At 69.4% G+C, this 23,939-nt stretch carries 18 protein-coding genes; 14 read left to right on the forward strand and 4 right to left on the reverse strand.

The features are described from left to right. The first annotated feature begins 37 nt into the window (after nucleotides 1-37). The 11 genes from CA12_RS14560 (at nucleotide 38) to CA12_RS14615 (ending at nucleotide 15,146) form a co-directional block, all read left to right on the forward strand. Complete coding sequence (locus CA12_RS14560) at nucleotides 38-3,346, forward strand: TAT-variant-translocated molybdopterin oxidoreductase (RefSeq protein ID WP_145359767.1); 3,309 nt, start codon at nucleotides 38-40, stop codon at nucleotides 3,344-3,346. A 52-nt stretch (nucleotides 3,347-3,398) separates the two neighbouring features. Further along, on the forward strand, nucleotides 3,399-4,871 hold the full coding sequence (nrfD, locus tag CA12_RS14565) for an NrfD/PsrC family molybdoenzyme membrane anchor subunit (protein ID WP_145359768.1): 1,473 nt from the start codon (nucleotides 3,399-3,401) through the stop codon (nucleotides 4,869-4,871). Between the two features lie 10 nt (nucleotides 4,872-4,881). Then, nucleotides 4,882-6,813: a quinol:electron acceptor oxidoreductase subunit ActD gene (locus tag CA12_RS14570; RefSeq protein ID WP_145359769.1), complete on the forward strand. Its 1,932-nt coding sequence runs from the start codon at nucleotides 4,882-4,884 to the stop codon at nucleotides 6,811-6,813. Nucleotides 6,814-6,881: 68 nt separating this feature from the next. Beyond that, nucleotides 6,882-8,180 (forward strand): quinol:cytochrome C oxidoreductase, encoded by a 1,299-nt coding sequence (locus CA12_RS14575; RefSeq protein WP_145359770.1) that lies wholly within the window; start codon nucleotides 6,882-6,884, stop codon nucleotides 8,178-8,180. A gap of 130 nt (nucleotides 8,181-8,310) precedes the next feature. Next, nucleotides 8,311-8,784 (forward strand): hypothetical protein, encoded by a 474-nt coding sequence (locus CA12_RS14580; protein WP_145359771.1) that lies wholly within the window; start codon nucleotides 8,311-8,313, stop codon nucleotides 8,782-8,784. Then, the gene (locus CA12_RS14585) at nucleotides 8,781-9,692 is read left to right on the forward strand and encodes an SCO family protein (protein ID WP_145359772.1); all 912 of its coding nucleotides are present in this window, start codon (nucleotides 8,781-8,783) and stop codon (nucleotides 9,690-9,692) included. The genes CA12_RS14580 and CA12_RS14585 overlap by 4 nt, the downstream gene beginning before the upstream one ends. Nucleotides 9,693-9,762: 70 nt before the next feature. Further along, nucleotides 9,763-10,824 carry a cytochrome c oxidase subunit II gene (gene coxB, locus CA12_RS14590; protein ID WP_145359773.1) on the forward strand — a complete coding sequence of 354 codons (1,062 nt, stop codon included), beginning with the start codon at nucleotides 9,763-9,765 and terminating at the stop codon, nucleotides 10,822-10,824. Nucleotides 10,825-10,875: 51 nt separating this feature from the next. Next, complete coding sequence (gene ctaD, locus CA12_RS14595; RefSeq protein WP_145359774.1) at nucleotides 10,876-12,618, forward strand: cytochrome c oxidase subunit I; 1,743 nt, start codon at nucleotides 10,876-10,878, stop codon at nucleotides 12,616-12,618. 152 nt (nucleotides 12,619-12,770) lie between these two features. Then, complete coding sequence (locus CA12_RS22840) at nucleotides 12,771-13,910, forward strand: cytochrome c oxidase subunit 3 (RefSeq protein ID WP_242687919.1); 1,140 nt, start codon at nucleotides 12,771-12,773, stop codon at nucleotides 13,908-13,910. Between the two features lie 65 nt (nucleotides 13,911-13,975). Further along, on the forward strand, nucleotides 13,976-14,371 hold the full coding sequence (locus tag CA12_RS14610) for a cytochrome C oxidase subunit IV family protein (protein ID WP_145359775.1): 396 nt from the start codon (nucleotides 13,976-13,978) through the stop codon (nucleotides 14,369-14,371). Between the two features lie 112 nt (nucleotides 14,372-14,483). Continuing rightward, nucleotides 14,484-15,146 (forward strand): cytochrome c oxidase subunit 3, encoded by a 663-nt coding sequence (locus CA12_RS14615; RefSeq protein ID WP_145359776.1) that lies wholly within the window; start codon nucleotides 14,484-14,486, stop codon nucleotides 15,144-15,146. 136 nt (nucleotides 15,147-15,282) lie between these two features. Here CA12_RS14615 and CA12_RS14620 read toward each other — a convergent pair whose 3' ends face one another. Then, the gene (locus CA12_RS14620) at nucleotides 15,283-15,987 is read right to left on the reverse strand and encodes a response regulator transcription factor (protein WP_145359777.1); all 705 of its coding nucleotides are present in this window, start codon (nucleotides 15,985-15,987) and stop codon (nucleotides 15,283-15,285) included. Between the two features lie 325 nt (nucleotides 15,988-16,312). Here CA12_RS14620 and CA12_RS14625 point away from each other — a divergent pair, with 325 nt between their 5' ends. Continuing rightward, nucleotides 16,313-17,938 carry a sigma-54-dependent transcriptional regulator gene (locus CA12_RS14625; RefSeq protein ID WP_145359778.1) on the forward strand — a complete coding sequence of 542 codons (1,626 nt, stop codon included), beginning with the start codon at nucleotides 16,313-16,315 and terminating at the stop codon, nucleotides 17,936-17,938. 15 nt (nucleotides 17,939-17,953) lie between these two features. Here CA12_RS14625 and CA12_RS14630 read toward each other — a convergent pair whose 3' ends face one another. Further along, a complete protein-coding gene (locus CA12_RS14630) occupies nucleotides 17,954-18,622 on the reverse strand; it encodes a hypothetical protein (RefSeq protein WP_145359779.1) in 669 nt (222 codons plus the stop codon). 107 nt (nucleotides 18,623-18,729) lie between these two features. Between CA12_RS14630 and nadB the strand changes: the two genes are divergently transcribed. Continuing rightward, a complete protein-coding gene (gene nadB / locus CA12_RS14635; protein WP_145359780.1) occupies nucleotides 18,730-20,382 on the forward strand; it encodes an L-aspartate oxidase in 1,653 nt (550 codons plus the stop codon). Nucleotides 20,383-20,397: 15 nt separating this feature from the next. Here nadB and CA12_RS14640 read toward each other — a convergent pair whose 3' ends face one another. Both CA12_RS14640 and CA12_RS14645 read right to left on the reverse strand, forming a co-directional pair. Then, on the reverse strand, nucleotides 20,398-21,381 hold the full coding sequence (locus CA12_RS14640) for an SGNH/GDSL hydrolase family protein (RefSeq protein WP_145359781.1): 984 nt from the start codon (nucleotides 21,379-21,381) through the stop codon (nucleotides 20,398-20,400). Between the two features lie 5 nt (nucleotides 21,382-21,386). Beyond that, a complete protein-coding gene (locus CA12_RS14645; protein ID WP_145359782.1) occupies nucleotides 21,387-22,859 on the reverse strand; it encodes an aldehyde dehydrogenase family protein in 1,473 nt (490 codons plus the stop codon). Between the two features lie 246 nt (nucleotides 22,860-23,105). Here CA12_RS14645 and CA12_RS14650 point away from each other — a divergent pair, with 246 nt between their 5' ends. Beyond that, the gene (locus CA12_RS14650; RefSeq protein WP_145359783.1) at nucleotides 23,106-23,921 is read left to right on the forward strand and encodes a hypothetical protein; all 816 of its coding nucleotides are present in this window, start codon (nucleotides 23,106-23,108) and stop codon (nucleotides 23,919-23,921) included. Nucleotides 23,922-23,939: the final 18 nt, after the last annotated feature.

The raw sequence follows: 23,939 nt of genomic DNA on the forward strand, positions 1-23,939 counted from the left end.
TCGCCAGTTTTTCCGCTCACCGCTCGCTCCGCCCCGCATGACCTCCCCCCGTCCCGCCGCCGACCAGTCGCCCGCCGCCGGGTCCGCATCGTCCCGGGAGCAGGGCGGGCGCCGTTATTGGCGCAGTCTGGATGAGGTGAAGAACACGCCGGAGTTCGAGCAGTTCCTGCACCGCGAGTTCCCGGAGCAGGCCGACGAGCCGGTCGGGTTCGATCGGCGGCGGTGGTTGCAGTTGATGGGCGCCTCCCTGGCGCTGGCCGGCGTGACCGGCTGCCGCTGGGAGAACGAGCAGTTCCTGCCGATGGCCACTGGCCGCAGCGCCGGCCGTTTGCCCGGCCTGCCGCAGCTGTTCGCCACCTCCTGGGAGCTGGACGGCGTCGGCCGCAGTCTGCTGGTCAGCTGTGTGGACGGCCGGCCGGTCAAAATTGAGGGCAACGCGGAGGATCCGAACGGTCGCGGGGCGGCCTCCGCCTTCGATCAGGCGTTGATCCTGAACCTCTACGATCCGGACCGTCAGGGGCCGGTGACGAAGGGCGTCGGGCCGAAGGCGACGCCCGCAACGCTCGACGACGCCCTCGCGGCATTGAACGGCGTGCTCGGCGACGGGGCCGGCTCGACGGCCGTGCTCTGCGAGGCGACCGGCTCCCCCACCCTCAAGCGTCTCCGCGATCGGGTCACCGCCGCCGGGGCGACCTGGTGCGAGTATTCCCCGCTGTCCGGCGACCTCGTCCGTGAGGGGACCCGGCAGGCGTTCGGCGACGCGTTGCGGCCGTCGTACGATCTGGCCGTGGCGGACGTGATCGTCTGTCTCGACGCCGATCCGCTGGGCGACGACCCGGCCTCCTCGGTGAACAACCGGGCCTGGGCCTCCCGTCGTCGGCCGGAGGACGGGCCGATGAATCGCCTGTACGCGATCGAGAGCCAGTTCTCCGTCACCGGGGCCGCGGCCGATCACCGATTCCCGATCAAGAGCACGGCGATCCCCGCGTTCCTGGCGAAGCTGGGCGCGGTGCGGGCCGGCGGCGACGCCGGCGGCGACAAGTTCCTCGCCGCCCTCGCGGAGGATCTGCGGTCGGACAAAAAGTGCGTCGTGCTGTGCGGCTCCCGCCAGCCGGCGGCGGTGCAGGCCTACGTGCATCGGCTCAACGAAGAGTTGGGCAATCACGGCGTCTCTTTCCTCGCCGAGGCGGACGCGCCGGCGAACGCGGATGCCGTCGTCGGCATTCAAGCCCTCTGCGAGCGGCTGCGTGAGGGCGAGTTCGAGAACCTGATCGTCCTGGGCGGCAACCCGGCCTACGACGCCCCGGCCGACTGCCAGTTCGCCAAGGCCGTCGCCCAGGTGAAGCGGTCCGTTCGCGTCGGTGTGTACCGGGACGAGACGAGCCTGCTGTGCGGCTGGCACGTGCCGATGGCCCACCCGCTGGAGCAGTGGGGCGACGTGCGGCTGTGGGACGGCTCCTACGCGATCCAGCAGCCGCTCATTCAGCCGTTGTTCGGCGGCGTAACGAGCGCCGAGTTCCTCGCCCGCCTGCTGGGCGAGCCCGCGGCGACCGGCTACGAGTTGACCCGGGCCACCTTCGATGAGTTGGTCGGCGGCGGCACGAGCGCCTGGAAGACCGCCGTGCATCGCGGCTTCGTCGAGGGCTCCGCCGGCGAGCCGGCCTCCGCCTCCGTCAGCGGCGACGTGCCCGCGCTCGACACGGCCGTGCCGGAGGGGTTCGAGCTGGTGCTCACTCCGTCCAGCAGCGTGCACGACGGTCGATTCGCCAACAACGGCTGGTTGCAGGAGGCCCCGGACTTCCTCACCAAGCTGGTCTGGGACAACGCGGCCCTGATCTCCCCGGTGGACGCCGCGGAACTGGGCGTGGAGCAGGGCGACGGCCTGATCGTCACGACCCCGGCCGGGTCGATCGACGTGCCGGCCTACATCCTCGCCGGCCAGGCGAAGGGTTCGATCGGGCTGGCGCTGGGCTACGGCCGGACCGCGGCGGGGATCGTCGGCGGGAACGTCGGGATCCGGGACGGGGCGTTCATGGACGTCGACGAGGAGGACCAGTTGACGGAGGGCGTCGGCTTCGACGCCTACCCGCTGTGGCGGACGGCCGAGGCGGGCTCCAACCCGCACGTCATCGCCGGCGTGAAGGTCGCTCCGGGGACGATCGAGCATGAGCTGGTCACCACCCAGAACCATCACGCGATCGACGAACGCGGGATGGAGCACATCATGCGCGTCACCCCGATGCTGGTGCGGGAAGCGACCGAGGCGCAGTTCGCGGAGCACCCGGACTTCGCCGACAAGCTGGTGCACCACCCGCCGCTGGAAAGTCTTTGGGAGAGCCGCGAGTACACCGGCCGCAGCTGGGGCATGGCGATCGACTTGGCGGCGTGCACCGGCTGCAACGCCTGCACGGTGGCCTGTCAGGCGGAGAACAACGTCCCGGTCGTCGGTAAGGATCAGGTGAAACGCGGCCGCGAAATGCACTGGCTGCGGATGGACCGCTACTTCACCCCCAACCTCGGCGGGGCCGCCAAGAGCCCGGCGGAGGCCGTCGACGACGAGTCCGGGCTGGAAGTCACGGACCCGGCCGCTTGGATGAACCCGGCGATCGCCAGTCAGCCGATGATGTGCGTCCACTGCGAGAACGCCCCCTGCGAGCAGGTCTGCCCCGTCGCCGCGACGGTGCACACCGAGGAGGGCCTCAACGCGATGGTCTACAACCGCTGCATCGGCACTCGGTACTGCTCGAACAACTGCCCCTACAAGGTGCGGCGGTTCAATTTCCTGAACTACAACAAGCGGTACGAGGGCGCGAATAAGCAGCTCACGGGGATGGTGCTGAACCCCGAGGTGAGCGTTCGCGTCCGCGGCGTGATGGAGAAGTGCACCTACTGCGTGCAGCGGATTCAGCACGTCACCATCCCGCTGGACAACGCTAACGAACCGCTGAAGGACGGCATGATCCAGACCGCCTGCGGTCAGGCCTGCCCGACCGGGGCGATCGTCTTCGGCGACCTGAACGACGAGAACAGCCGCGTCCGGGCGCTGCACCAGAACGGCCGGGCCTACAAGCTCCTCAGCGAGTACAACACCAAGCCCCGCACGGCGTACCTCGCGCGGATCCGGAACCCGCACCCGGATCTCGAGCAGGCGGAGGCCTACTACCGCGATCTGTCCGAGGTCCTGCACGACGATCACGGCGCGCACGGCCACGACGACGCGCACGGCGGCCACGGTGAGCGGGCGGAGGGCTCCGAGCACGACCCGCATCGGCCGGACGACGATCCGCACGGTCACGAGGACGACCACGCCGCCGCCTCGCGGTTGCTGAACATCGTGAGCGTCTGACGCTCCCCCGAGACTTTCCCCGCACGCTTCACCTTTCCGTTCCCTCCGCAGCATGGCCTCGGCCGACCCGACCGCCTTCCGCGACGACACCCCCTGGATCGGCCCGGCCCGCGCGCCGCTGGTGACGGGCGGGAAGTCGGTGCGGTGGGTTACCGACCGCGTCACCGGCCTGGCCCTGCGGGACACCCCGTGGCAGTGGACGGCGGCCTTCGTCGTCAGCGTGCTGCTGACCGTGATGCTGCTGGGGAACGTCGCCTACCTGATCTTCCGCGGCGTCGGCGTCTGGGGGAACAACGTCCCGGTCGCCTGGGGCTGGCCGATCGTGAACTTCGTGTTCTGGGTCGGCATCGGGCACGCGGGCACGCTGATCTCCGCGATCCTGTTCCTGTTCCGGCAGAACTGGCGGACGGGCATCAACCGCTTCGCCGAGGCGATGACGATCTTCGCGGTCGTCTGCGCCGGGCTGTTCCCGGCGATTCACGTCGGCCGGATCTGGGTCGTGTACTGGCTGGCGCCGTACCCGAACCAGATGGCGATGTGGCCGCAGTTCCGCAGCCCGCTGCTGTGGGACGTGTTCGCGGTGAACACCTATTTCACGGTGTCGCTGCTGTTCTGGTACATGGGCATGATCCCCGACCTCGCCACGCTGCGGGACCGGGCGAAGAACCGGATCGCCCAGTTCGCTTACGGCGTGGGCTCGATGGGCTGGACCGGCAGCAGTCGGGCCTGGTGGCGTTACGAGAAGGCCTACATGCTGCTGGCCGCCCTGGCGGCGCCGCTGGTGCTCTCCGTGCACACGATCGTGTCGTTCGACTTCGCGGTCTCCCAACTCGCGGGCTGGCACACGACGATCTTCCCGCCTTACTTCGTCGCCGGGGCCGTGTTCAGCGGCTTCGGGATGGTGCTGACGCTCATTATTCCCGCCCGGGAATGGTTCGGGCTGAAGGAGATCGTGACGCTCCGCCATCTGGAGAACATGTGCAAGGTCATCATCGTGACCGGCAACATGGTGGGCTACGCCTACGCGATGGAGTTCTTCGTCGCCTGGTACAGCGGCAACCTGTACGAGGCCTACGCCTTCGTGAACCGGGCGTTGGGGCCGTACTGGTGGAGCTACTGGATCATGGTCTCCTGCAACGTGATCACGCCGTTCCTCTTCTACAGCAAGAAGTTGCGGACGACGCCCTGGATCATCTTCGTGATCTCGATCTTCGTGAACATCGGCATGTGGTTTGAGCGGTTCGTGATCACGATCACCTCGCTGCACCGCAGCAACCTGCCCAGCGCCTGGAAGTACTTCAGCCCCACGGCCGTCGACTTCATGATGCTGATCGGCAGCTTCGGGCTGTTCTTCACCCTGTTCCTGCTGTTCTGCCGCTACCTGCCGATGGTGGCGATCGCGGAGGTGAAAAGCACCATGCCGCAGCCGGAGCACGAGAACCTGAACGCCCCCGGCGCCCACACCGGGCAGGACTCGATCAACCCGCCGCAGACCGGCGACTTCCGCACCGAGGGAGCCTACTAGGAAACCCGTTATGGTCTCTCGCGGAACCACCCAAACGACTGATATGCAGCGGACCGACACGCTGTCCGACCCCTTCACGGGCCTGCCCTCCGGGCCGGCCTACAAGGCCCTGTCGCACGTCAACAACCGTCTCGTCGCACGTCCGGACGACTCCCGGGCGCCCAAGCTGACCGGCGTCGTTGCGGAGTACGACACGCCGGAGGAGCTGGTCGCCGCTTGCGAGCGCGTCCGCGACGCGGGCATGACGAAGTGGGACAGCTACACCCCGTACCCGATCCACGGGATCGAGCGGGCGATGGGCATCAAAGCCACGATCCTGCCTTGGATCGTGCTGTGCGGCGGCCTGACCGGCTGCGCGACCGGCATCCTGATGCAGTGGTACCTCAACGGCAGCGAAGAGCTCGCCAACGAGGTCGGCATCCCCACGGCCCTGCAGGGGTACAACTTCCTGATCAGCGGCAAGCCGATCTGGAGTCTGCCGGCGAACATCCCGGTCGCCTTCGAGCTGACGATCCTGTTCAGCGCGTTCGGGGCGTTCTTCGGGATGCTGGCGTTGAACCGGTTGCCGCGGCTGTCGAACCCCCGCCTGCGGTTGCCCGGCTTCCGCCGCGGGACCGACGACCAGTTCGTCATCGGGCTGGACGCGAAGGACCCGAAGTTCGACCTCGCCGCCGCCGCCGAACTGCTCTCCCCGACCCGCCCGACGGCGGTGCGGGAGGTGTGGGACGTGGAGCCCCGCCGCCCGCCGGCGTGGATCCCGACGGTCGCCCTGATCCTGTTCGCCCTGTTGCTGATCCCGCCGGTGCTGATCGCCGAGCACCGCAACACCCCCTGGAGCACGCCCCGCATCCACCCCGTCGGGGACATGGACTGGCAGGCCAGCTTCAAGCCGCAGCAACGCAACCCGTTCTTCCCCGACCAACGGGCGATGCGCCCGCAGGTGGAAGGCACCATCGCCCGCGGCGAGCTGGACCTGGACGACGCCCTGTTCCGCGGCATCGATCCCACCGGCGGGCCGGCTCAGGCGTCGGGCCCGGCGCCGGCCCTGCCGGACGGGCAGGATCAGCGGCTCGCCAGCGCGGCCCTGTTCGCCTTCGCCTCCTTCCGGCAGGACGAAGCGGCCGAGGCGGGCGGCGAGAACGCCACTGGCGCCAGCCCGACCGACGCCCCGCAGGAGCAAACCGGCGACGCCCCGGCGGCGACGGAGGGGGCCACCGAGGACAAGAACTACGTCAGCGATCTGCCGATCGAGCCGACGCTGGAGAACGTCCAGCGGGGTCAGTTGGTGTTCAACATCTACTGCGCCGCCTGTCACGGCGTGGGCGGGTTCGGCAACGGCCTGGTGGCCCAGCGGGCGGCGACGCTCAAGCAGCCGACCTGGGCTCCGCCGTCGAACCTGCACACCGACGTCGTCCGCAACCGGCCCAACGGCTACCTGTATGACGCGATCGCCAACGGCGTTCGCAAGATGCCGGCCTACGGGACGCAGATCGAAGTGCGGGACCGCTGGAACGTGGTGCTCTACCTGCGGGCGCTCCAGAAGAGCCAGGCGGCGACGCTGGCGGAGATCCCCGCCGCCGATCGCGCCCGCACCGAGGCGGAGAAGGCCGAGGCGGACCGAATCGCCGCCGCGCAGGCCGCCGCCGAGGCTGCCCGGGCCGAGAGCGGCGGAGCGGCCGCCCCGGCAGTCTCCCAGGAGACCGACGGCGGCGCCGACGATTCGATCGTGCCCCGCGGCAAGAGCGGCGGCGCGCCGGAGACCAGCAGCTCCGCCGCCCCCACCGACCCCGGCAACGCCTCGCCGGACATGGACGGCCGCAACGAGAACCCCAGCCCCGTCGCCGAGACCCCCGAGGAGGCCGCGGCTGACAAAGCCAAGGCCGACGAAGCCGCGGCCGACGAGGCCGGGGACACTCCCGCCGACGACTCCGCCTCCGACTGAGCGTTTCCCGCCGCACCTCCCGCGGCGTTCCGTTCCCCCCGCATTCCCCGCTCGCTCCCGCGTCCCGCATGGCCCATCACGCCCCCGCCGTCGACCCCGCCAAGCTGCGGCAAGGGCTCGGCGACCTGACCGGCACGCTCCGCGTGCCGCTGCTGATCGCTGGGGCCGTGGGTCTGCTCGCGGCGGCGTTGCTGAGCCTGCTGTACGGCGGGGACGCCGTGAAGCGGTTCCTGTTCGGCTACCTGTGGGCCTACTGGTTCTTCCTGACGATCAGCCTCGGCGGGCTGTTCTTCGTGATGGTCCAGCACGTCACCCGGGCCGGCTGGAGCGTGACGGTCCGGCGGCTGGCGGAGTTCCTGGCGGCGAACCTGTGGGTGTTCGCCCCGTTGAGCCTGCCGCTGGTCCTGGCGGTCGTGCTGTTCGACGGCGCCGGGGTGTGGCAGTGGGCGGACGCGGACTATGTGACGAACAGCGAAGTCCGCACCCTGCTGGAGCACAAGTCGCCGTATCTGAATAAGACGTTCTTCCTGATCCGCTGCGCGATCTACCTGTCGGTCTGGAGCTTCTTCGGCTGGAAGGTGGCCTCGCTGAGCAAGCGGCAGGACGAGACCGGGGACGTCGGCCTGACGCAGACGATGCACAACTGGAGCGTCGCCGGCCTGCCGCTGACCTTCCTGACGGTCACGTTCGCGGCGATCGACTTTCTGATGAGTCTGACGCCGACCTGGTACAGCACGATCTACGGCGTGGTGATCATCGCCGGCTGTGCGGTCAGCGTGCACGCGACGCTGGCGATCTTCGTTCTGCTGCTCCGCAAGCGGGGCCTGATGACGGAGGCGGTGACGGTCGAGCACCAGCAGGACCTCGGCAAGCTGCTGTTCGGGTTCATCGTGTTCTGGGCCTACGTGAGCTTCAGCCAGTTCCTGCTGATCTGGTACGCGGACATCCCCGAGGAGACGGAGTACTACCTCGTGCGGTTCGAGCACGGCTGGACGTTCTTCATGGGCATGCTGCTGTTCGGGCACTTCATCATCCCGTTCCTGGGCCTGATGAGCCGGCACGTGAAGCGGCGGGACGCCACGCTGATGTTTTGGTGCGTGTGGGTGCTGTTCATGCACGCGGTGGACCTCTACATCTACATCATGCCCCGGCTGACGCACGACGCGGTGCACGCCGCGGAGGCGGCCGGCGCCTCGGCGGAGCAGCTCGCCGCGATCGGCCTCCCGTTGAGTCTCGTGGACTTGGCCTGCTTCGTGGGCATCGGCGGGTTCGCCGGCGCCACGCTGCTGACGACCGCCGCGGGGGTGTCCCTCGTGCCGCACCGCGACCCGCGGTTGCACGAGGCCCTCGCCTTCCACAACACCTGATTCGCCGGCCGGATCGCCCCCGCGTCATCCACGCCCCTCGACCCGGCCGACGCGGCCCCGAACACTCTCCCAGTTCCCACCCGCCCCGCTCCCGGGGTGAAACTCGCCGCCGGCAGGCGGTTCATCGATCATGTCCGACCCCATCGGCGACAAGCAGGCCTACAACGACCTCAACATGCGCTCGATCTTTTTGATCGGGCTGCTGTCGGCCGTGGCCCTGTTCGTGATCATCACGGGGGCCCGCGTGCTGTTCCAGAAGTGGCAGGCCGGGGAATATCAGCAGAAGCAGATCGATATCCCGCTCGCCAGCGTGGACGCGGAACTGCAGGAACAGCGGGCCGCCATCGACCGCTACGGCTGGAACCCCACGACCAACGCCGCCGCGATTCCCGTCGACGTGGCGATGACGGAACTGGTCGAGGAGATGTCCGCCGACGGGGCCGCCGACGGGGCCGCCGCCGTGCCCGACAGCCTGCCCACCGTGCCGAAAACCGGCAGCGAACCCCGGGCCGGGACCGGCGCCGCCGTGCCCGACGACGCGGCGACGGGCGAGGAATCCGAGGGGGACGACACCGAATCGACTGACGAGGGAGCCGAGGCTTGACGCGTTCGTCCGCCACCGCCGTCGCCGCCCTCTGCGGTCTGCTCTGCCCGGCGTTGGCGTCGGCTCAGGCGGTTCGTCCCGATCGGCCGGACCCGAACGTCGTGCCCTTCGAGGTGCGCGAGGTGGGCGTGGACGAGAAGCTCGGCGCCCAGGTGTCCGCGGACCTGACGTTCCGCGATCACACCGGCAACCCGGTGCGGCTGGGGGATTATTTCGACGGCACCCGCCCGGTGATCCTTACGCTGAACTACTCCCGCTGCCCGAAGATCTGCGATACCCAGCTGCGCAACCTGGCGACGACGCTGGGAGAAATGGAGCTGACGGCCGGCGACGACTACCGCATCGTGACTGTCAGCATTGACCCGTCCGAGGGGCCCGAGGTCTCGGAGAGCCGTCGGCGGGGCTACGTCAAGCTGATGGGGAAGGGGAACTGGTCGTTCCTCACCGGCACGCCGGCCTCCATCGCGAAGCTCACCCGGACTGTCGGGTTCAAGTACAAATACGTGCCAGAGACGCAGGACTACCATCACGCCCCCGTCGCGATCCTGTTGACGCCGTCCGGTCAGGTGGGGCGGTACCTCCACCGGCTCTCGTTCGAGCCGGAGACCCTGCGGTTCGGCATGGTGGAGACCGGGCAGGGCACGCTGGGCACCACGACCGACGAGTTCCGGCATCTCTGCTACACCTGGGACCCGGAACGGGCCGCGTATGTGCCGCGAAAGGCCGCGCTGATGATGGCGGGGGCGGGGTTCCTGTTCGTCGTGGGCTTCGGCGGATGGCTGTCGTGGCAGTGGCGCCACAGCCGTGCGGAGTCCGGCGACAATGCGGATTCCTCGCAGAAATCCCCCGGCGTGCGTCGAGAGGACGCGCGAAACGGGGGACCCGTGAACGCTCCCGCCGCCGTATAACACCGGGAGCCGCCCACCCGGCCCCGACGCCCCGACACCGTCGACTTCGATCCGTCCCGGACTCCCGCTGATGCCGTTTCTCCCGCCGCTCGCAGACGACTCCGGCGAGACGTTTCTGTTCCCCGAATCGGCGTCGACGTTCGCGGAGAACAGCGATTCGTTGTTCTGGCTGATCACCTGGATCAGCATCGTGTTCTTTGCCATCGTCGTCGCGGCGATGGGCTGGTTCATGTGGCGCTACCGCCACCGTCCGGTGGAGACGTTCTCCCCCGAGACCCCGAACCACAACCTGCCGCTGGAACTGACCTGGACGATCATTCCGGTCCTGTTGGTAATCGTCATCTTCGGCTTCGGCTTCACCGGCTACCTCGATCAGCGGACCCCGCCGGTCGACGCCTACGAGGTGCGGTTGATCGCCAAGAAGTGGAACTTCCTGTTCGTCTACCCGGACGCGAACTTCAAAAGCAGCACCTTGTACGTGCCGGTCGACCGGCCGGTGCGGCTGCGGATGGTCTCCCAGGACGTGCTGCACAGCTTCTGGGTGCCGGCCTTCCGGGCGAAGTGGGACATCGTCCCGGGCCGCGACAGCATCATCTGGTTCACCGCCACCAAGCCGGGGGAATACCTCTACGAGTGCACGGAATACTGCGGCAAGGGCCACAGCGACATGATCAAGGAGGGCGGCGTCGTCGCCGTGCCGGTGGAGGAGTTCGAAGAACGGCTGCGGGAGGAACGGATCAAGTCGCTGGTCGACATCGGCGAGGATCCGCTCGCGGGCGGCGAGGCGATCTATAAGGACGCCGGCTGTTCCGCCTGCCACACCGTCACCGGCGTGAACCTGAACTGTCCGACGTGGAAGGACCTGTGGGGCGAAACTCGCCAGTTCACGGACGGCACCTCCGCTGTGGCCGACGACGACTACATCCGTGAGTCGATCCTCCAGCCGGACGCCCACGTGGTGAAGGGCTACCAGAACGTGATGCCCTCCTACCGCGGACAGTTGGAGGAGATCGAGATCATGGCCCTGACCGCCTACATTCGCTCCGTCAGCGAGAAGGGCCAGGCGGAGTTTGAGAAGTATCTCGAAGACGTCTCAGTTGAAGCCGAGAAGATCACGCAGGGCGCCGAATAGCTCTCCCTCCCGCTCCCCGCCGCACACCCACGCTCCCACCCGCCCCCCGTTATGGCCGTCGAAACCCCCACTGATTACGCCGCCGGCGAGGCGGCCGCTTCGCCGGAGCGTCGCGCGGCCGCCGGGCCGCCGGGGTACGCGGAGGACAACTACCTCAATCACTCCAAGGGCATCCTCAGCTGGCTGGTCACCCTGGACCACAAGCGGATCGGGGTGATGTACCTGATCGGCGTGCTGTCGGCGTTCTTGCTGGGCGGCATCTTCGCCCTGCTGGTGCGCGCCGAACTGTGGACGCCGGCCCGCACGATTGTCGACGCGGACACCTATAATCGCTTCTTCACCCTGCACGGGGCGATCATGGTGTTCCTGTTCCTGATCCCGTCGGTGCCGGCGGCGTTGGGGAACTTCATCCTGCCGATCATGCTGGGGGCGAAGGACGTCGCCTTCCCGCGGATGAACCTGGGCAGCTTTTATCTGTGGTGCGGCGGGGCGGTCTTCTTCCTGATCACCCTGCTGAACGGCTCGCTGGATACGGGGTGGACGTTTTACGTTCCCTATTCCACGTCGACGGACACCGCCGTCATCACGGCGTTGATGGGTGTGTTCATCCTCGGGTTCAGCTCCATTTTCACCGGGCTGAACTTCATCGTGACCGTGCACACGATGCGGCCGCCGGGGATGGAGTGGTTCAAGATGCCGCTGTTCCTGTGGGCCCTGTACGCGACCAGCATCATTCAGGTGCTGGCCACGCCGGTGCTGGCGGTGACCCTGCTGCTGTTGGCGGTGGAGCGGAGCACGGGGATCGGCGTGTTCGATCCGGCCTACGGCGGGGACCCGGTGCTGTTCCAGCACTTCTTCTGGTTCTACAGCCACCCGGCCGTTTACATCATGATCCTGCCGGGCTTCGGGATCATCAGCGAGCTGATCGCCACCTTCAGCCGCAAGCACATCTTCGGCTATCGGTTTATCGCCTACAGCTCGATCGCGATCGCGCTGTTCGGCTTCCTGGTGTGGGGCCACCACATGTTCACCTCCGGGATGAGCACCGTGGCGGCTTTCGTGTTCAGTCTACTGACCTTCAGCGTGTCGATCCCCTCGGCCATCAAAGTCTTCAACTGGCTGGCGACGATGTATAAGGGGAATATCTGGCTGGCGACGCCGATGTGCTACGCCCTGAGCTTCATTTTCCTGTTCACGATCGGCGGGCTGACGGGGCTGCACCTGGGCGCCCTCGCCACGGACATCCACCTGCACGACAGCTACTTCGTCGTCTCGCACTTCCACTACGTGATGGTCGGCGGAACGCTGGTGGCCTTCCTCGGCGGCCTGTTCTACTGGTGGCCGAAGATGACCGGGCGGATGTACAACGATTTCTGGGGCCGGGTCAGCGCCCTGATCGTGTTCCTAGCCTTCAACCTGACCTTCTTCCCGCAGTTCATCCTCGGGACGAAGGGCATGCCGCGGCGGTACTACAACTACGTGCCGGAGTTCCAGTTCTGGCATCAGATGAGCACCGTCGGGGCCTTCCTGCTGGGCGGCGGGCTGCTGGTCGCGGCCGCGGTGCTGGTGTACAGCCTGTTCCGCGGAGCGAAGGCGCCGGCGAATCCCTGGGGCGCTGCGACGCTGGAATGGCAGTGCTCCTCGCCCCCGCCGCACAACAACTTCGACGAACCGCCGACCGTGGGCGACCCGTACGCCCTGAACCGCGTGGTGTACGACCCGGACACCCGCAGCTATCGGCAGATCGACGAGTTCTCCAACGGCGGCCCCCCGCAACAGACCGCCAAGGTGTGACGTCCGGCGTGACGCTCACGTCGGATGCGAATCCGGCGTCGGGTGTGAAGCTGTGACGGTTTTCGATCGACCCGCCGCGGGTGCGGCGGGGTGACGCCCCTTCCGGCCCGGCCGCGGCTTCCGCAGCCGGGCCGCTTTCTTATGATCCGCCCATGAGCGCCGCCGCCCCCGCCCCGCCGACCGGCGAGCCCGGTCTGGACCCCGCCCACGCCGATCCGCACGGCGAGCACGGGCACGGGGACCACGCCCACGTGCACGATCCGCACTCGCCGCACGGGCACGCGCACCACTTCGAGAGTTGGCGGCAGCAGTTCGACGCCGGCAAGCTCGGCATGTGGCTCTTCCTCGCTCAGGAAGTGCTGTTCTTCAGTGGGCTGTTCTGCCTGTACGCAGTTTATCGCTCGCTGCACCCGGAAGTCTGGGAGTACGCGGACCGATTCCTTAGTGTGCCGCACGGCGCCTTCAACACCGCCGTCCTGCTGTTCAGCAGTCTGACGATGGCCTGGGGCGTGCGGTGTGCGATGCTGGGGCAGCGGATCGGCCTGACCGGCTGCATCGCCGCGACGCTGTTCTGCGCCGCTCTGTTTCTCGGGGTGAAGAGCTTCGAGTACACGGAGAAGGCCCACCTGCAGATCCTCTGGGCCGGGGCGACCGAGGAGCCGCTGATGAGCGGCACCCGCTACGAACCGCCTCTGGTCGACGTCACGGAGCAGGTGGCCGCGAACGAGGAGGGCGCCGAAACCTTCGAGGAGCGAGAGAAGAAGGCGCTGGAGGCCACCGACGTCACTTTGCGGAAGGTGAGCGTGGGTTGCGCGATCCTGGCCCTCGTGATGCTGGTCGGCTCCGTGCTCTGTTGGAAGCTCAAGGCGCTCGGCTGGATGGTCGGCCTCGCCGCGGGGGTGCTGTGCGCCGTCGGCATCTTGGTCGGGGCGGAGGGGTCGCTGATCCTCGCCCACGCCTTGCACGGTGGACACGAGGAATCCGCGGGGCATCACGACGAGACGCACGACGATGACGTCGTCACCGCGAACGAGCTGCTCGCCGAAGAGGCCGAGGACGAGATCGCCCCGGAGGGGATCGGCCAGTTCTTCAGCATCTACTACGCGATGACCGGCCTGCACGCGATTCACATCCTCGCCGGGATGGTCGTGCTCACCTGGCTGCTGATCCGGGCCTACCGCGGCGACTTCACGCCGGACTATTTCGGCCCGGTCGACTTCGTGGGCCTGTACTGGCACCTGGTCGACCTCGTGTGGATCTATCTGTTCCCCCTCCTGTACCTGATCGGCTGATCGACGGCTCTCCGTCCTGATTCGTCCGCCGTTCGCCCGCACTCCGTTCCGCCCGCACCGCCCCGATGGCCTCCCACGCCGCCCCCGAGCCGCTGGATCCGCACCTCGTCAGCGGGCACGCCGGCGATCACAACCCGATCGCCCACGTCATGCCGAAGTGGATGCTGATCGCGGTGTTCAGCGCCCTGCTGGCCCTGACGGCGCTCACCGTCTTCTGCGCCTCGTTCGAGCTGGGCAGCTACGAGGTGCTGGTGGCGATGACGATCGCCACGGTCAAGGCCGTGCTGGTGGCGACGTTCTTCATGCACCTGAAGTACGACAACCCGCTGAACACGGCGATCCTGCTGTTCAGCATGATCTTCGTGGCGCTGTTCATCGGGCTGTCGATCCTCGACACCCAGAGCTACCGCGGCGAAGTGGAAGAGTGGCGGGCCAATCAGGCGGCCGCCGCCGGCGGCTGAATCGGTCGTCTGTCAGCCGCTCGTCGGCCGGCCCGCGCCGTGCGTTTGGGTGAACCGGCGCCGGCGGCGACGGTTCATCCATGCGTCCCGTTCTCCTTTCCGGTCCGATCCCGTGAGCGACCGCTTCGCCGGCCTGCGGTGGAAGGATTGGAGCTTCGTGCCCACCTCCGGTCCCGCCCAGCGGCGGACGCGGATGGGGCTGAACCTGCTGCTGTTCGGCTACCTCGGGTTCACGTTTCTCGCCGTCCTGATCCTGTACCTGTTCACGGCGCTGGGCCGCGACGCCCGGCCCGCGGAGTCGATTCCGACGGCGTTCTGGTTCAGTACGGTCGCGGCGCTGGTCGGCGGGTTCTGCCTACGGGCTGCGGTGCAGGCAATGCGGCGGGAACGGCAGCGGGCGGCCCGCGGGCTGGTGGCCCTGGCGTTGCTCAGCGGGGTGGGATTCGGCGTCGGGCAGGCGGTCGGGGTCTGGCAGATGCTCGATGACTACCGACCGGCGGTCCGCCCCAGCATCGCGGCGCCCGGCGGGGGCAGCTATCTGGACCCCGACGCCAAGGTCGCATTGCCGATGGCCGCGTTGATCACCACCCTCGTCGCCCTGCACGGCGCCCACTTTCTCGGTGGGTTGTGCGTGCTGGTCGTCGCCGCCGTCCGGACCTTCGCGGGGCGGTACGACCACGAATACCACGCCGGCCTGCTGCTGACTGCCCGCTACTGGACATTCCTGGACGTCTCCTGGCTGGTGATGCTGGCGACGTTCTACCTGACTCTGTAGAGCGAACCGGAGAACCGGCTCGCGGGGGCGTCGTGAGCCCGGAGCGCGAGCTCCGGCCGTCGGCGCAGCCGGCGTTCCAACGCGCTACCGGAGTTTGCCCTCCGGGCTCACAATGAGGCGACGGCTGGGGAGCGGCTCAGTCGGAGGTGCCGCCGCCCTTGGTGCGCTCCAGCACCCAGTGGACGGCGTGGCGGGTCAGCTCGGTGCTGTTGGCGAGGTTCAGCTTCGCCTTGAGGTTCTCGCGGTAGCTCTCGATCGTCTTCGGCGAAAGGTTCAGCTTCTCCGCGATCTCGCGGGTGGTGCGTCCCTGACCGATCTGCTCGAACACTTCCAGTTCGCGGTCGGACAGCTTGTCCAGCAGCGAGCCTTCCGCGGCGAGATCGCCGGCGGAGCGGGCCAGCGTGCGTTCCCGCATCCGCTGGGAGAGGTAGACCTCGCCGGCGAGCACCTGCCGCACGGCGGAGATCAGCTTGTGCGTCGCCTCCGCCTTGGAGATATAGCCGCCGGCCCCGCTGCGGAGCACCCGCTCCGCATACAGGGTTTCGTCGTGCATGGAGACGACGAGCACCTTCACGTTCGGAAACCGGCTGCGGATCTGCTTGCACAGTTCCAGCCCGTTGCCGCTTTTCAGCGACAGGTCGAGCAGGCAGAGGTCCGGTCGGAGGGCGTCGATCTGCCGGAGGATCTCCGCCCCCTCGCCGGACTCCCCGACCACGTCAAGGTCCGGTTCCCGGCGGATCAGCATCGAGTAACCGTCCCGCACCACGGGATGGTCGTCGGCGATGTAGATACGGGACAGGCCGTTGGCCGGACCCTCGGAGGAAATGCTGGAAACGCCCACGCGTGAGACGGGTTGAGGATAGTGGTACGTCGCAATCCCCCGTGGGGATCGACCCGTCAGCGATCATAGGGATTCGCGCCGCCCCTTCCACAGTCGATCACTGGCGGATTCCGTGCGGAATCAGGAAAACTCCTCCGTCGTGTCGTCCGTGCGGAGCCCGGAGATCCTGCCTCCCGTCCTGCTGCGGTGGATCGCCCGGCCGACGACCCGGGAGAAGTCGGAAATCGACCAGCATGGCCGTCCGGCGATCGTCGGGATCGCCGGGCGACCGCCGCAGCGGGTATCGTGTCCCGGCTGCCACCCCCGCCCGCTGTGAACCGCGCCTGTGCCCCGCCTTCTCGTCATCGACGACGACCGCACCGTCCCCCTGCTCGTGCGGAAGGCGGTCAGCGGGTTGGAGATCGGCGGGGAGCCGGTGGAGGTCTCCGCGGCGCTGACCGCCCGCGAGGGGTTGAACCTGGCAAAGTCGGAGCGGCCGGACGTCGTCCTGCTGGATCTCGTGCTGCCGGGGGTGCGGGGCTCGGAACTGTTCAGCACGCTGCACGCGGCGGACCCGAAGCGGCCGGTGCTGTTCATGACTGCCGGCGGGACCAGCGATACGGCCATCGAGGCCATGAAGCAGGGGGCGTTCGACTACCTGCTCAAGCCGCTCGATCTGCCCAAGCTGCGGGAGCTGCTCGCCACGGCGCTGGAGAGCCGGCGGTTGATGAGCACCAAGGTCGGCCTGAGCGCCCAGGCCGGCGACTCGATGCCGACCGACCTGTTCGTCGGTCGCACCGAGTCCGCCGTGCAGGTCTACAAGAGCATCGGCCTGGTCGCCGCCCAGGACGTCACTGTGCTGGTCCGCGGGGAGAGCGGTACCGGCAAGGAGCTGGTCGCCCGCGCGATCTACCACCACGGCAAACGGCAGGATAAGCCGTTCATGGCGATCAACTGCGCCGCCATTCCGGACGCTCTGCTGGAAAGCGAACTGTTCGGCCACGAGAAGGGCTCCTTCACCGGCGCCGATCGCCAGCGGATCGGCAAGTTCGAACAGTGCAGCGGCGGCACGATCTTCCTCGACGAGATCGGCGACACCAGCCTGCCGATGCAGGCCAAGATGCTCCGCCTACTTCAAGAGCAGCGGTTCGAACGGGTCGGCGGGAACGTCACCATCAAGACGGACGTCCGCGTGATCGCCGCCACGAATCGCCCGTTGGAACGGATGGTCGACGACGGCGACTTCCGCGGCGACCTGTTCTTCCGCCTCAACGAGTTCAGCATCGACATCCCCCCGCTGCGGGAACGGGGCGAGGACGTGCTGCTGCTGGTGGAGTTCTTCCTCAGCCGCTTCAAGCGGGATATGGGGCAGACGGAGCTGGAGGGGATCGCCCCGGAGGCGGTCGATCTGCTGCGGAACTACGGCTGGCCGGGCAACGTCCGGGAGCTGCAGAGCGTCCTGCGTAAGGCGATCCTGCACAGCACCGGCCCGGTGATCGTGCCAAAGGACCTGCCCGCGGAGGTCCGCGGCGACCGGCGGGCCGTCGGCCCGGCCGCCCCGCTGAGCGGTCGCCCGGCGCCGCCGCCGGAGCCCGCCGCCCCGCCGACGCCGGACGCGGCCCGCCCCGCCGCCCCGCCGGCCTCCGAACCCGCGGCCCCCGCCGGCGAACCCCACCGCGAGACGGCGCCGCAATCGGCCCCCGCGCCGGCGCCGGAACCGCCGACGCAGAGCGGCCCGCCCAGCGATCTGCGGCCGCTGCTGGACGCGGCCCTGGCGGAGAACTCGGAGGACATCTACGCCGACAGCCTCGAACTGATGGAGCGCTACGTCGTCACCCGCATCCTGGACCGCACCGGCGGCAACCAGAGCCGGGCCGCCAAGCTACTGGGGATCACCCGCGGCAGCCTGCGGAACAAGATCCGCGGGCTGGGCATCACCATCGAACAGGTCATCGGCAGCGACGACGACTGAGCGATCGCGACGGTGTCAGAGGATCACGCCGTGCCAGAGGTCCGTCCGGGCCAGGGCGCGCAGTCCGCGGCCGACGCCGGCGGGGTCGGAGAGGGCGGCGAATCGCAGGGCGGGGCGGCCGTCGCACTCGATCGTCCAGCCCCGCACCGGCCACGGTCCGCTGCGGCGGATCACGCGGACGGCCGAACGCGCCAGGAAGAACGCCCCCGGATCGGCCATCAGATGCTCGGCCAGCGGCCCCGCCTCGCCCGGTTCCACCCGCCGCGGTTCGTAGACCAGCCGGCGCTCCCCGCCGCTCCAGCCGGCGCCGAACCCCAGCAGGCGGGCCGTCGGGGCGACCAGCGCCAGTGGGCCGACCGTCAGCCCCGCCGCCCACCAGGCGACGGAGACGCTCAGCGCCGGCGGCTCCCCGGGTTCGATCACCACCTCCGGGCGGTGCGGCAGGAAGAACAGCCCGGTGGCGGTCGTCACCAGCAGCCCGCGGTTCGGCAGTTCCCGCTGGGAGTAGCCGGACCGGGCGATGCGGACCTCGCCCAGGCACCCGACCGCCGGGCCGAGCCGCTCGGCGAGCTCTTCCAGCGTCGGATCGTCCGCCGACGGATCGATCCGCCCATGACACCGCGGACAGCCGTCCCCGCCGGGACGAACCCACGTCAGGCAGTGCGGGCAGAGCAGCCAACTCAAGGCGGACGGCGGAAGGGGGAGGGCGGAACGAACCCCGACGCGAGCAGTTATAGTATTCCTCGGGATCGGCCCTCTGCCTTCCGCCCACCGTCTTCTGCCGTTCCCCCATGCCGCTCGCCGAACTTTCGCTTGCCAGTCCGCGGCACCTCGTGCGGTTTCACCCCAAGCGGGTGCCGCACATGTTCACGGACGTGCTGATCCTGGGGGCGGGGATCGCCGGCATCCGGGCGGCGCTGGCGGCCCGGGCGGTCGATCCGTCGCTGGAGACGGTCGTGATCTCCAAGAACGAACTGCGGGAGTCCAACAGCGCCTACGCTCAGGGCGGCATCGCCGGGGTGCTGGACCCGGAGGACGACTTCGCCCACCACGCCGCCGACACGATCGCTGCCGGCAAGGGGCTGTGCGATGCGGCCGTGGTCGACCTCGTGATCCGCGAGGCGCCGCAGCGGATCGAGGAACTGGTCGAATACGGGGCGGACTTCGACCGCGTCGCGGATCAACACGGCGTCTCCCAGCTCGCCCTGACCCGCGAGGGCGGGCACTCCCACCGCCGGATCGTCCACGCCCTCGGCGACGCGACCGGCTGGGAGGTCATGCGGGCGATGCGCAAGCGGGTGCGGTCTGCGGACAGCGTCCAGCTTTGGGAGCAGACGTTCCTCATCGACCTGCTGACCGTCGGAGAAGGAGCCGACGCCCGCTGTGCCGGGGCGCTGGTCTGGAGCCCGACGCACGGCAAGACGTTCGTCTGGGCGAAAAGCACCGTGCTGTGCACCGGCGGATTGGGGCGCTTGTTCCGCGAGACGACCAACCCGGACATCGCCACCGGCGACGGCCACGCCGCCGCCTTCCGGGCCGGGGCCCAACTGCGGGACATGGAGTTCATGCAGTTCCACCCCACGGTCCTCTACATCGCCGGCGGTGCCCGGCACCTCATCAGCGAAGCGGTCCGCGGCGAGGGCGCCCACCTGCTGGACGCCGACGGCCGCCGGTTCATGGGCGACTACAGCGAGGCGCTGGAACTGGCCCCGCGGGACGAGGTCAGCCGGGCGATCACGGACGTGATGGAGAAGTCCGGCCACCCGTGCGTGTACCTGTCGCTGGCTCACCTCGACCCGGCGCTGGTTGCGGAGCGGTTCCCCAACATCGGCCAGACCTGCAAACGGTTCGGGTTGGACATCTCGAAGGACCGCATCCCGGTGCGGCCCGGGGCCCACTACATGATCGGCGGCGTCACGACCGACCTCGAAGGCGCCACCACGCTGCCGGGGCTGTGGAGCGCGGGCGAATCGACCTCCTCCGGCCTGCACGGGGCGAACCGGCTGGCGAGCAACTCGCTGCTGGAGGGACTGGTGTTCGGCAAGCGGGCCGGCGAGGCGGCGGCCCAGTCGGCCAGCGGCCGTGGCGACGAGTTCTGCGCCCGCACCCTCGAAGCCGATCGTCCCGCCCCGCAGCACGAACCGCTGGACGTGGAGGATTTGCGGCGGTCGCTCGCCAGTCTGATGACCCGCCGGGTGGGCATCAGCCGGGACGCCGCGGGGCTGAGCGACGCCGGCCGGCAGGTGGACTTCTGGGCGAAGTTCGCCGGGACGCAGGAGTTCAGCGAACCGGCCGGGTGGGAGCTGCAAAACATGCTGCTCGCCGCCCGCCTGATGGCCGCCGCCGCCTCCGCCCGCCAGGAGAGCCGCGGCGTCCACTTCCGCAGCGACTACCCCGACCCGCACCCCGGCGCCGGTCGGCACGTCACGCTGCGGCGCGAATAGGAGAGCGAGGGGGCGTCAGCCCCCCGTGTCGTCGCCCGGTTCGAGAACACGGGGGGCTGACGCCCCCTCGCTCGCCTGGGGAAGGGCGTCGCCCACCGCGTTCCACATGGCCTCCGCCATCGCCTCATGCCCGGCGGGGGAGAGGTGCAGGCCGTCGGTCGTGGCGTTCGGGCCGAACAGGACGTTCGCCAGCAGGTGGCGGGGGATGAGGGGGACGTGGGCCTGTTGGCACGCCGTCCGCTGGGCGCGGCCGTAGGCGCCGTGGAAGGGCGGGAGCGGCAGGCCGACAGCGACCACCGTGCCGCCCCGCTCGGCCGTTCGGCGTTCGAGCCGTTCCAGCAGGGTGCGGAGGTCGGAGCGGAAGGCCCCGACGTTCGTGCCGCCGAGCATGTCGTTCCCGCCCAGTTCCAGCAGGAGCACGCCGCCGGTCTCCGGCACCTCCCAGCCGAGGCCGGCCAACGGGTCCGCGACCGTCGCCCCCGGCACGGCCCGCACCGCGACCGGCAGGTCGCGGGTCCGCGAGAGTCGCTCCGGCCAGTGCGGCCCGTCGCCGCCGACCCCCGCCGTCAGCGAGTCGCCGACGATCACCAGCTCCCGCTCCGCGGCCGGCGGGATCGTCGGGGGGAGCCGCCACGTCAGTTCCCAGCCGGCCCCCCACAGCAGGAGCGCCGCCAGCGTCGCCGCGGAGCCGAAGCGCCAGCCGCGCGACCAGGTCGGCCGGCTGGCGAACGCCCACCAGGCGGCGACGCAGAAGACGAACCCGTACCACCACCTCGGCAGCGGGCAGGCGGAGAAGATCAGCACCACCGTGCCGACGAGGGCGACCAGCACGCCGACGTGGCTCAGCCGGTCGGCCGTTCGTCCCTCCGGTCCGCCCGTGGCGAGGCCCGCCGCCAGCCGCAGGCCGACTGCCGCCAGCAGCAGTCCGCAGGCGGTGAAGAAGGCCCCGCCGCCGGCGAAGTGCCCGGCGATCGCGTCCAGCAGGCGGTTCCCGGTCATGGCGCTCAGTCGCGCAGGGCGGCGGGGAGGCGCTCCGGGCGGACGTTGTCGTAGCAGGCGAGGCGGGTGAAGCGGGTCAGCGCGGCGGGGATGCCGACCGCGGTGAAGTGCGGCTGGCCGCTGGCCGGGAAGGGGCCGCCGTGGCACATCGCCGGGACCACCGCGACGCCGGTGGGCATCTTGTCGTTCAGCAACCGGCCGCACTTGCGCCGCAGGATCGCGGCGAGGGGGCCATATTCCTCGTCGTCGGACCCGCCGGTGTCGCTGAGGATCGTCACGGTCAGTTGGCCCTGCAGTTCGCTGGCGAGGGCCCGGCGTTGCTCCGCGTTCGTGCCGGTCACCAGCAGGGAGACCGGGCCGAAGCATTCAGTCTGGAAAAGGTCCGGGTCCGCGAGGAACTGCTCCGCGGTCGCCGTCAGCACGGTGTTGGGGAAGCGAAAGCCGGGTTGAGCCTCCGGGCCCTTGGCCGGCAACCGCTCGGCACCGGCGTCGGTGAGGGTCTTCACGCCGGCCTGCAGGCCCTTCACCACGTTTTCGGAGAGCAGCGGCGGGGTGGGGGCGTCGTCGAACCGGGCCTGCAACGCTGCCGGGAAGGTCGCCGCGGCCTGACCGCCCGGCAGCACGACGATGCCCGGCTGGGTGCAGAACTGCCCGCCGCCCAGCAGGGCGCTGCCGGCGAGTTCCTCCACGATCGCGTCGGCCCGCTCCGCCAGGGCTCCGGGCAGGATGAACACCGGGTTCTCGCTGCCCAGTTCGAAATGCCCGACGGTCGCGGTCTCGTCGCACGCCGCCTTCAAGGCCAGCCCGGCCCGCTTCGAGCCGGTGAAGGCGACCGCCGCGATCCGCGGATCGCGGGCCAGCTTCAACCCGTCCTCCGGGGCGCAGTCGTAGAACAGACTCACCCAGCCCTCTGGCAGGCCCGCGGCCGCGGCGGCGTCGGTCATGAGTTCGGCGAGCTTGCGACTGGTTCCCGGGTGATGCGGGTGCCCCTTAGCGATGACCGGGCAGCCGGCGCCGATCGCCGCCGCGAAGTCCCCCCCGCAGGCGCCATTGAAGGCGAACGGGAAGTTGTTCGGCCCGATCACCACCGTCGGCCCCAGCGGTTCGAGGATCGACCGGATGTTGCCGTCGGAGATCGTCGGCCGGCGCCAGCCTCCGTCGCGGACCGCGGCGGCGGCCTGTCGCAGCTGGCCGACGGTGCGGGGGACCTCGCCGTTTCTCAGCCGCCCCTCCTCCGGCAGGCCCGTTTCGAGCGCGGCGACGGCGGCGAGGTCGGCGGCGTTCGCCTCAATGCGGTCCGCATAGCCTTCCAGGAACGCCGCGACCGCGGCCGTGTCGGCCCCGGACTCGAACGCGGCGGCGGCCCCGGCGGCGAGGCGGTCCAGTTCCGCCCAGTCGGCCACGGGGTAGCGCTCCGGCAGCGGCTCCCCGGTGGCCGGGTTGTCGGCGTGAAAACCTTCAGCGTCGGCAGGCGGCATGGAAGGACGGGGCGGTGGTTCGGGGGAGTTTGCGGGTCGGGCCCATCCTGTCGGTCGCCGTTGCGCCCGGCAACGCCGGCACCTGTGTGTCCGCCGGCCGGCATGACCGGGGGGCGACCACCCGCAGCGGCAAAGTTCAGTCGGTGAAGCGTTTCCGGTGTTTGGCACGGGACTTGAACTCTACCCCCCGGACGGCCGCTTTCGCCGGTCGCTCCGCTCACCATCACCGTACCGAAGTCGATCCCCATGCCCGCCACCGACACCCCCCCGTCCGACAAGGCGAAAGCCCAACTGGCCGACGGCCGCGACGAACTGTCACAGAAGACCGCCCAGGCGAAATCCGCCGCCGGCGACGCCGCCCGCAATGTCGGCCAAGAAGCGCACGCCGCCGCCGATCAAGCTGGGGCGGCCCTGTCCGACGCCGCCAAGCAGGCGAAAGCTCGGGCCGGCGAACTGGTCGACTCCGCCAAGCATGAAGCCTACGCCCGGGCCGAGGAAGCGAAGTCCGCCGTCCGGCAGAAGGTTTCCGAGTACACGGAGACCGGCAAGAAGAAGGCTGCCAGCGAGGTGAACACTTACGGCAGCGCCATCTCCAAGGCCGCCGAGGAGCTGGAGAAGAACGACGACCCCGCCGCCCCGATGGTGCGGGCCGCTGCCGATCGCGTCCAGAAGTTCGGCGAGTACCTGGACGGCCGCGACGCCACCGATCTGCTCGACCAGGCGGAGAACTTTGCCCGCCGGCACCCGGAGGTGGTGCTCGGGGGCATGTTCGTGCTGGGTCTGGGACTCGCCCGGTTCCTCAAGAGCACCCGCGAGCCGCTGCCGAACCGTGGGTCCGCCTCCGGCAACGCCTACGCCGGCAACCTGCCGGCCCGCACCGGCCCCGCGGCGCCGCAGTACGGCACTCACACCGGCAGCGCCTCCGGCACCTACGGCTCCGGGAGCAACTCCGGCTCCGGGCAGACGGCGCCGAACCGGTTGTCGAACCCCTCCCCGAAGACCGGCGGCCGCGTGACCGTGCTGGAGGAGACGTCGACCGTCGTTCCCGGCAACCCCAAGTGAGCCGCCCGGCTCCCCCCG

Source organism: Alienimonas californiensis (assembly GCF_007743815.1).
Taxonomy (GTDB): domain Bacteria; phylum Planctomycetota; class Planctomycetia; order Planctomycetales; family Planctomycetaceae; genus Alienimonas; species Alienimonas californiensis.

Coding starts and splice junctions, on each gene's coding strand:
- CA12_RS14560 (WP_145359767.1), top strand. CDS start 38: ATGACCTCCCCCCGTCCCGCCGCCGACCAGTCGCCCGCCGCCGGGTCC.
- CA12_RS22840 (WP_242687919.1), top strand. CDS start 12,771: ATGAGCGCCGCCGCCCCCGCCCCGCCGACCGGCGAGCCCGGTCTGGAC.
- CA12_RS14640 (WP_145359781.1), bottom strand. CDS start 21,381: ATGACCGGGAACCGCCTGCTGGACGCGATCGCCGGGCACTTCGCCGGC.
- CA12_RS14610 (WP_145359775.1), top strand. CDS start 13,976: ATGGCCTCCCACGCCGCCCCCGAGCCGCTGGATCCGCACCTCGTCAGC.
- CA12_RS14570 (WP_145359769.1), top strand. CDS start 4,882: ATGGTCTCTCGCGGAACCACCCAAACGACTGATATGCAGCGGACCGAC.
- CA12_RS14645 (WP_145359782.1), bottom strand. CDS start 22,859: ATGCCGCCTGCCGACGCTGAAGGTTTTCACGCCGACAACCCGGCCACC.
- CA12_RS14575 (WP_145359770.1), top strand. CDS start 6,882: ATGGCCCATCACGCCCCCGCCGTCGACCCCGCCAAGCTGCGGCAAGGG.
- nrfD (WP_145359768.1), top strand. CDS start 3,399: ATGGCCTCGGCCGACCCGACCGCCTTCCGCGACGACACCCCCTGGATC.
- ctaD (WP_145359774.1), top strand. CDS start 10,876: ATGGCCGTCGAAACCCCCACTGATTACGCCGCCGGCGAGGCGGCCGCT.
- nadB (WP_145359780.1), top strand. CDS start 18,730: ATGCCGCTCGCCGAACTTTCGCTTGCCAGTCCGCGGCACCTCGTGCGG.
- CA12_RS14650 (WP_145359783.1), top strand. CDS start 23,106: ATGCCCGCCACCGACACCCCCCCGTCCGACAAGGCGAAAGCCCAACTG.
- CA12_RS14580 (WP_145359771.1), top strand. CDS start 8,311: ATGTCCGACCCCATCGGCGACAAGCAGGCCTACAACGACCTCAACATG.
- coxB (WP_145359773.1), top strand. CDS start 9,763: ATGCCGTTTCTCCCGCCGCTCGCAGACGACTCCGGCGAGACGTTTCTG.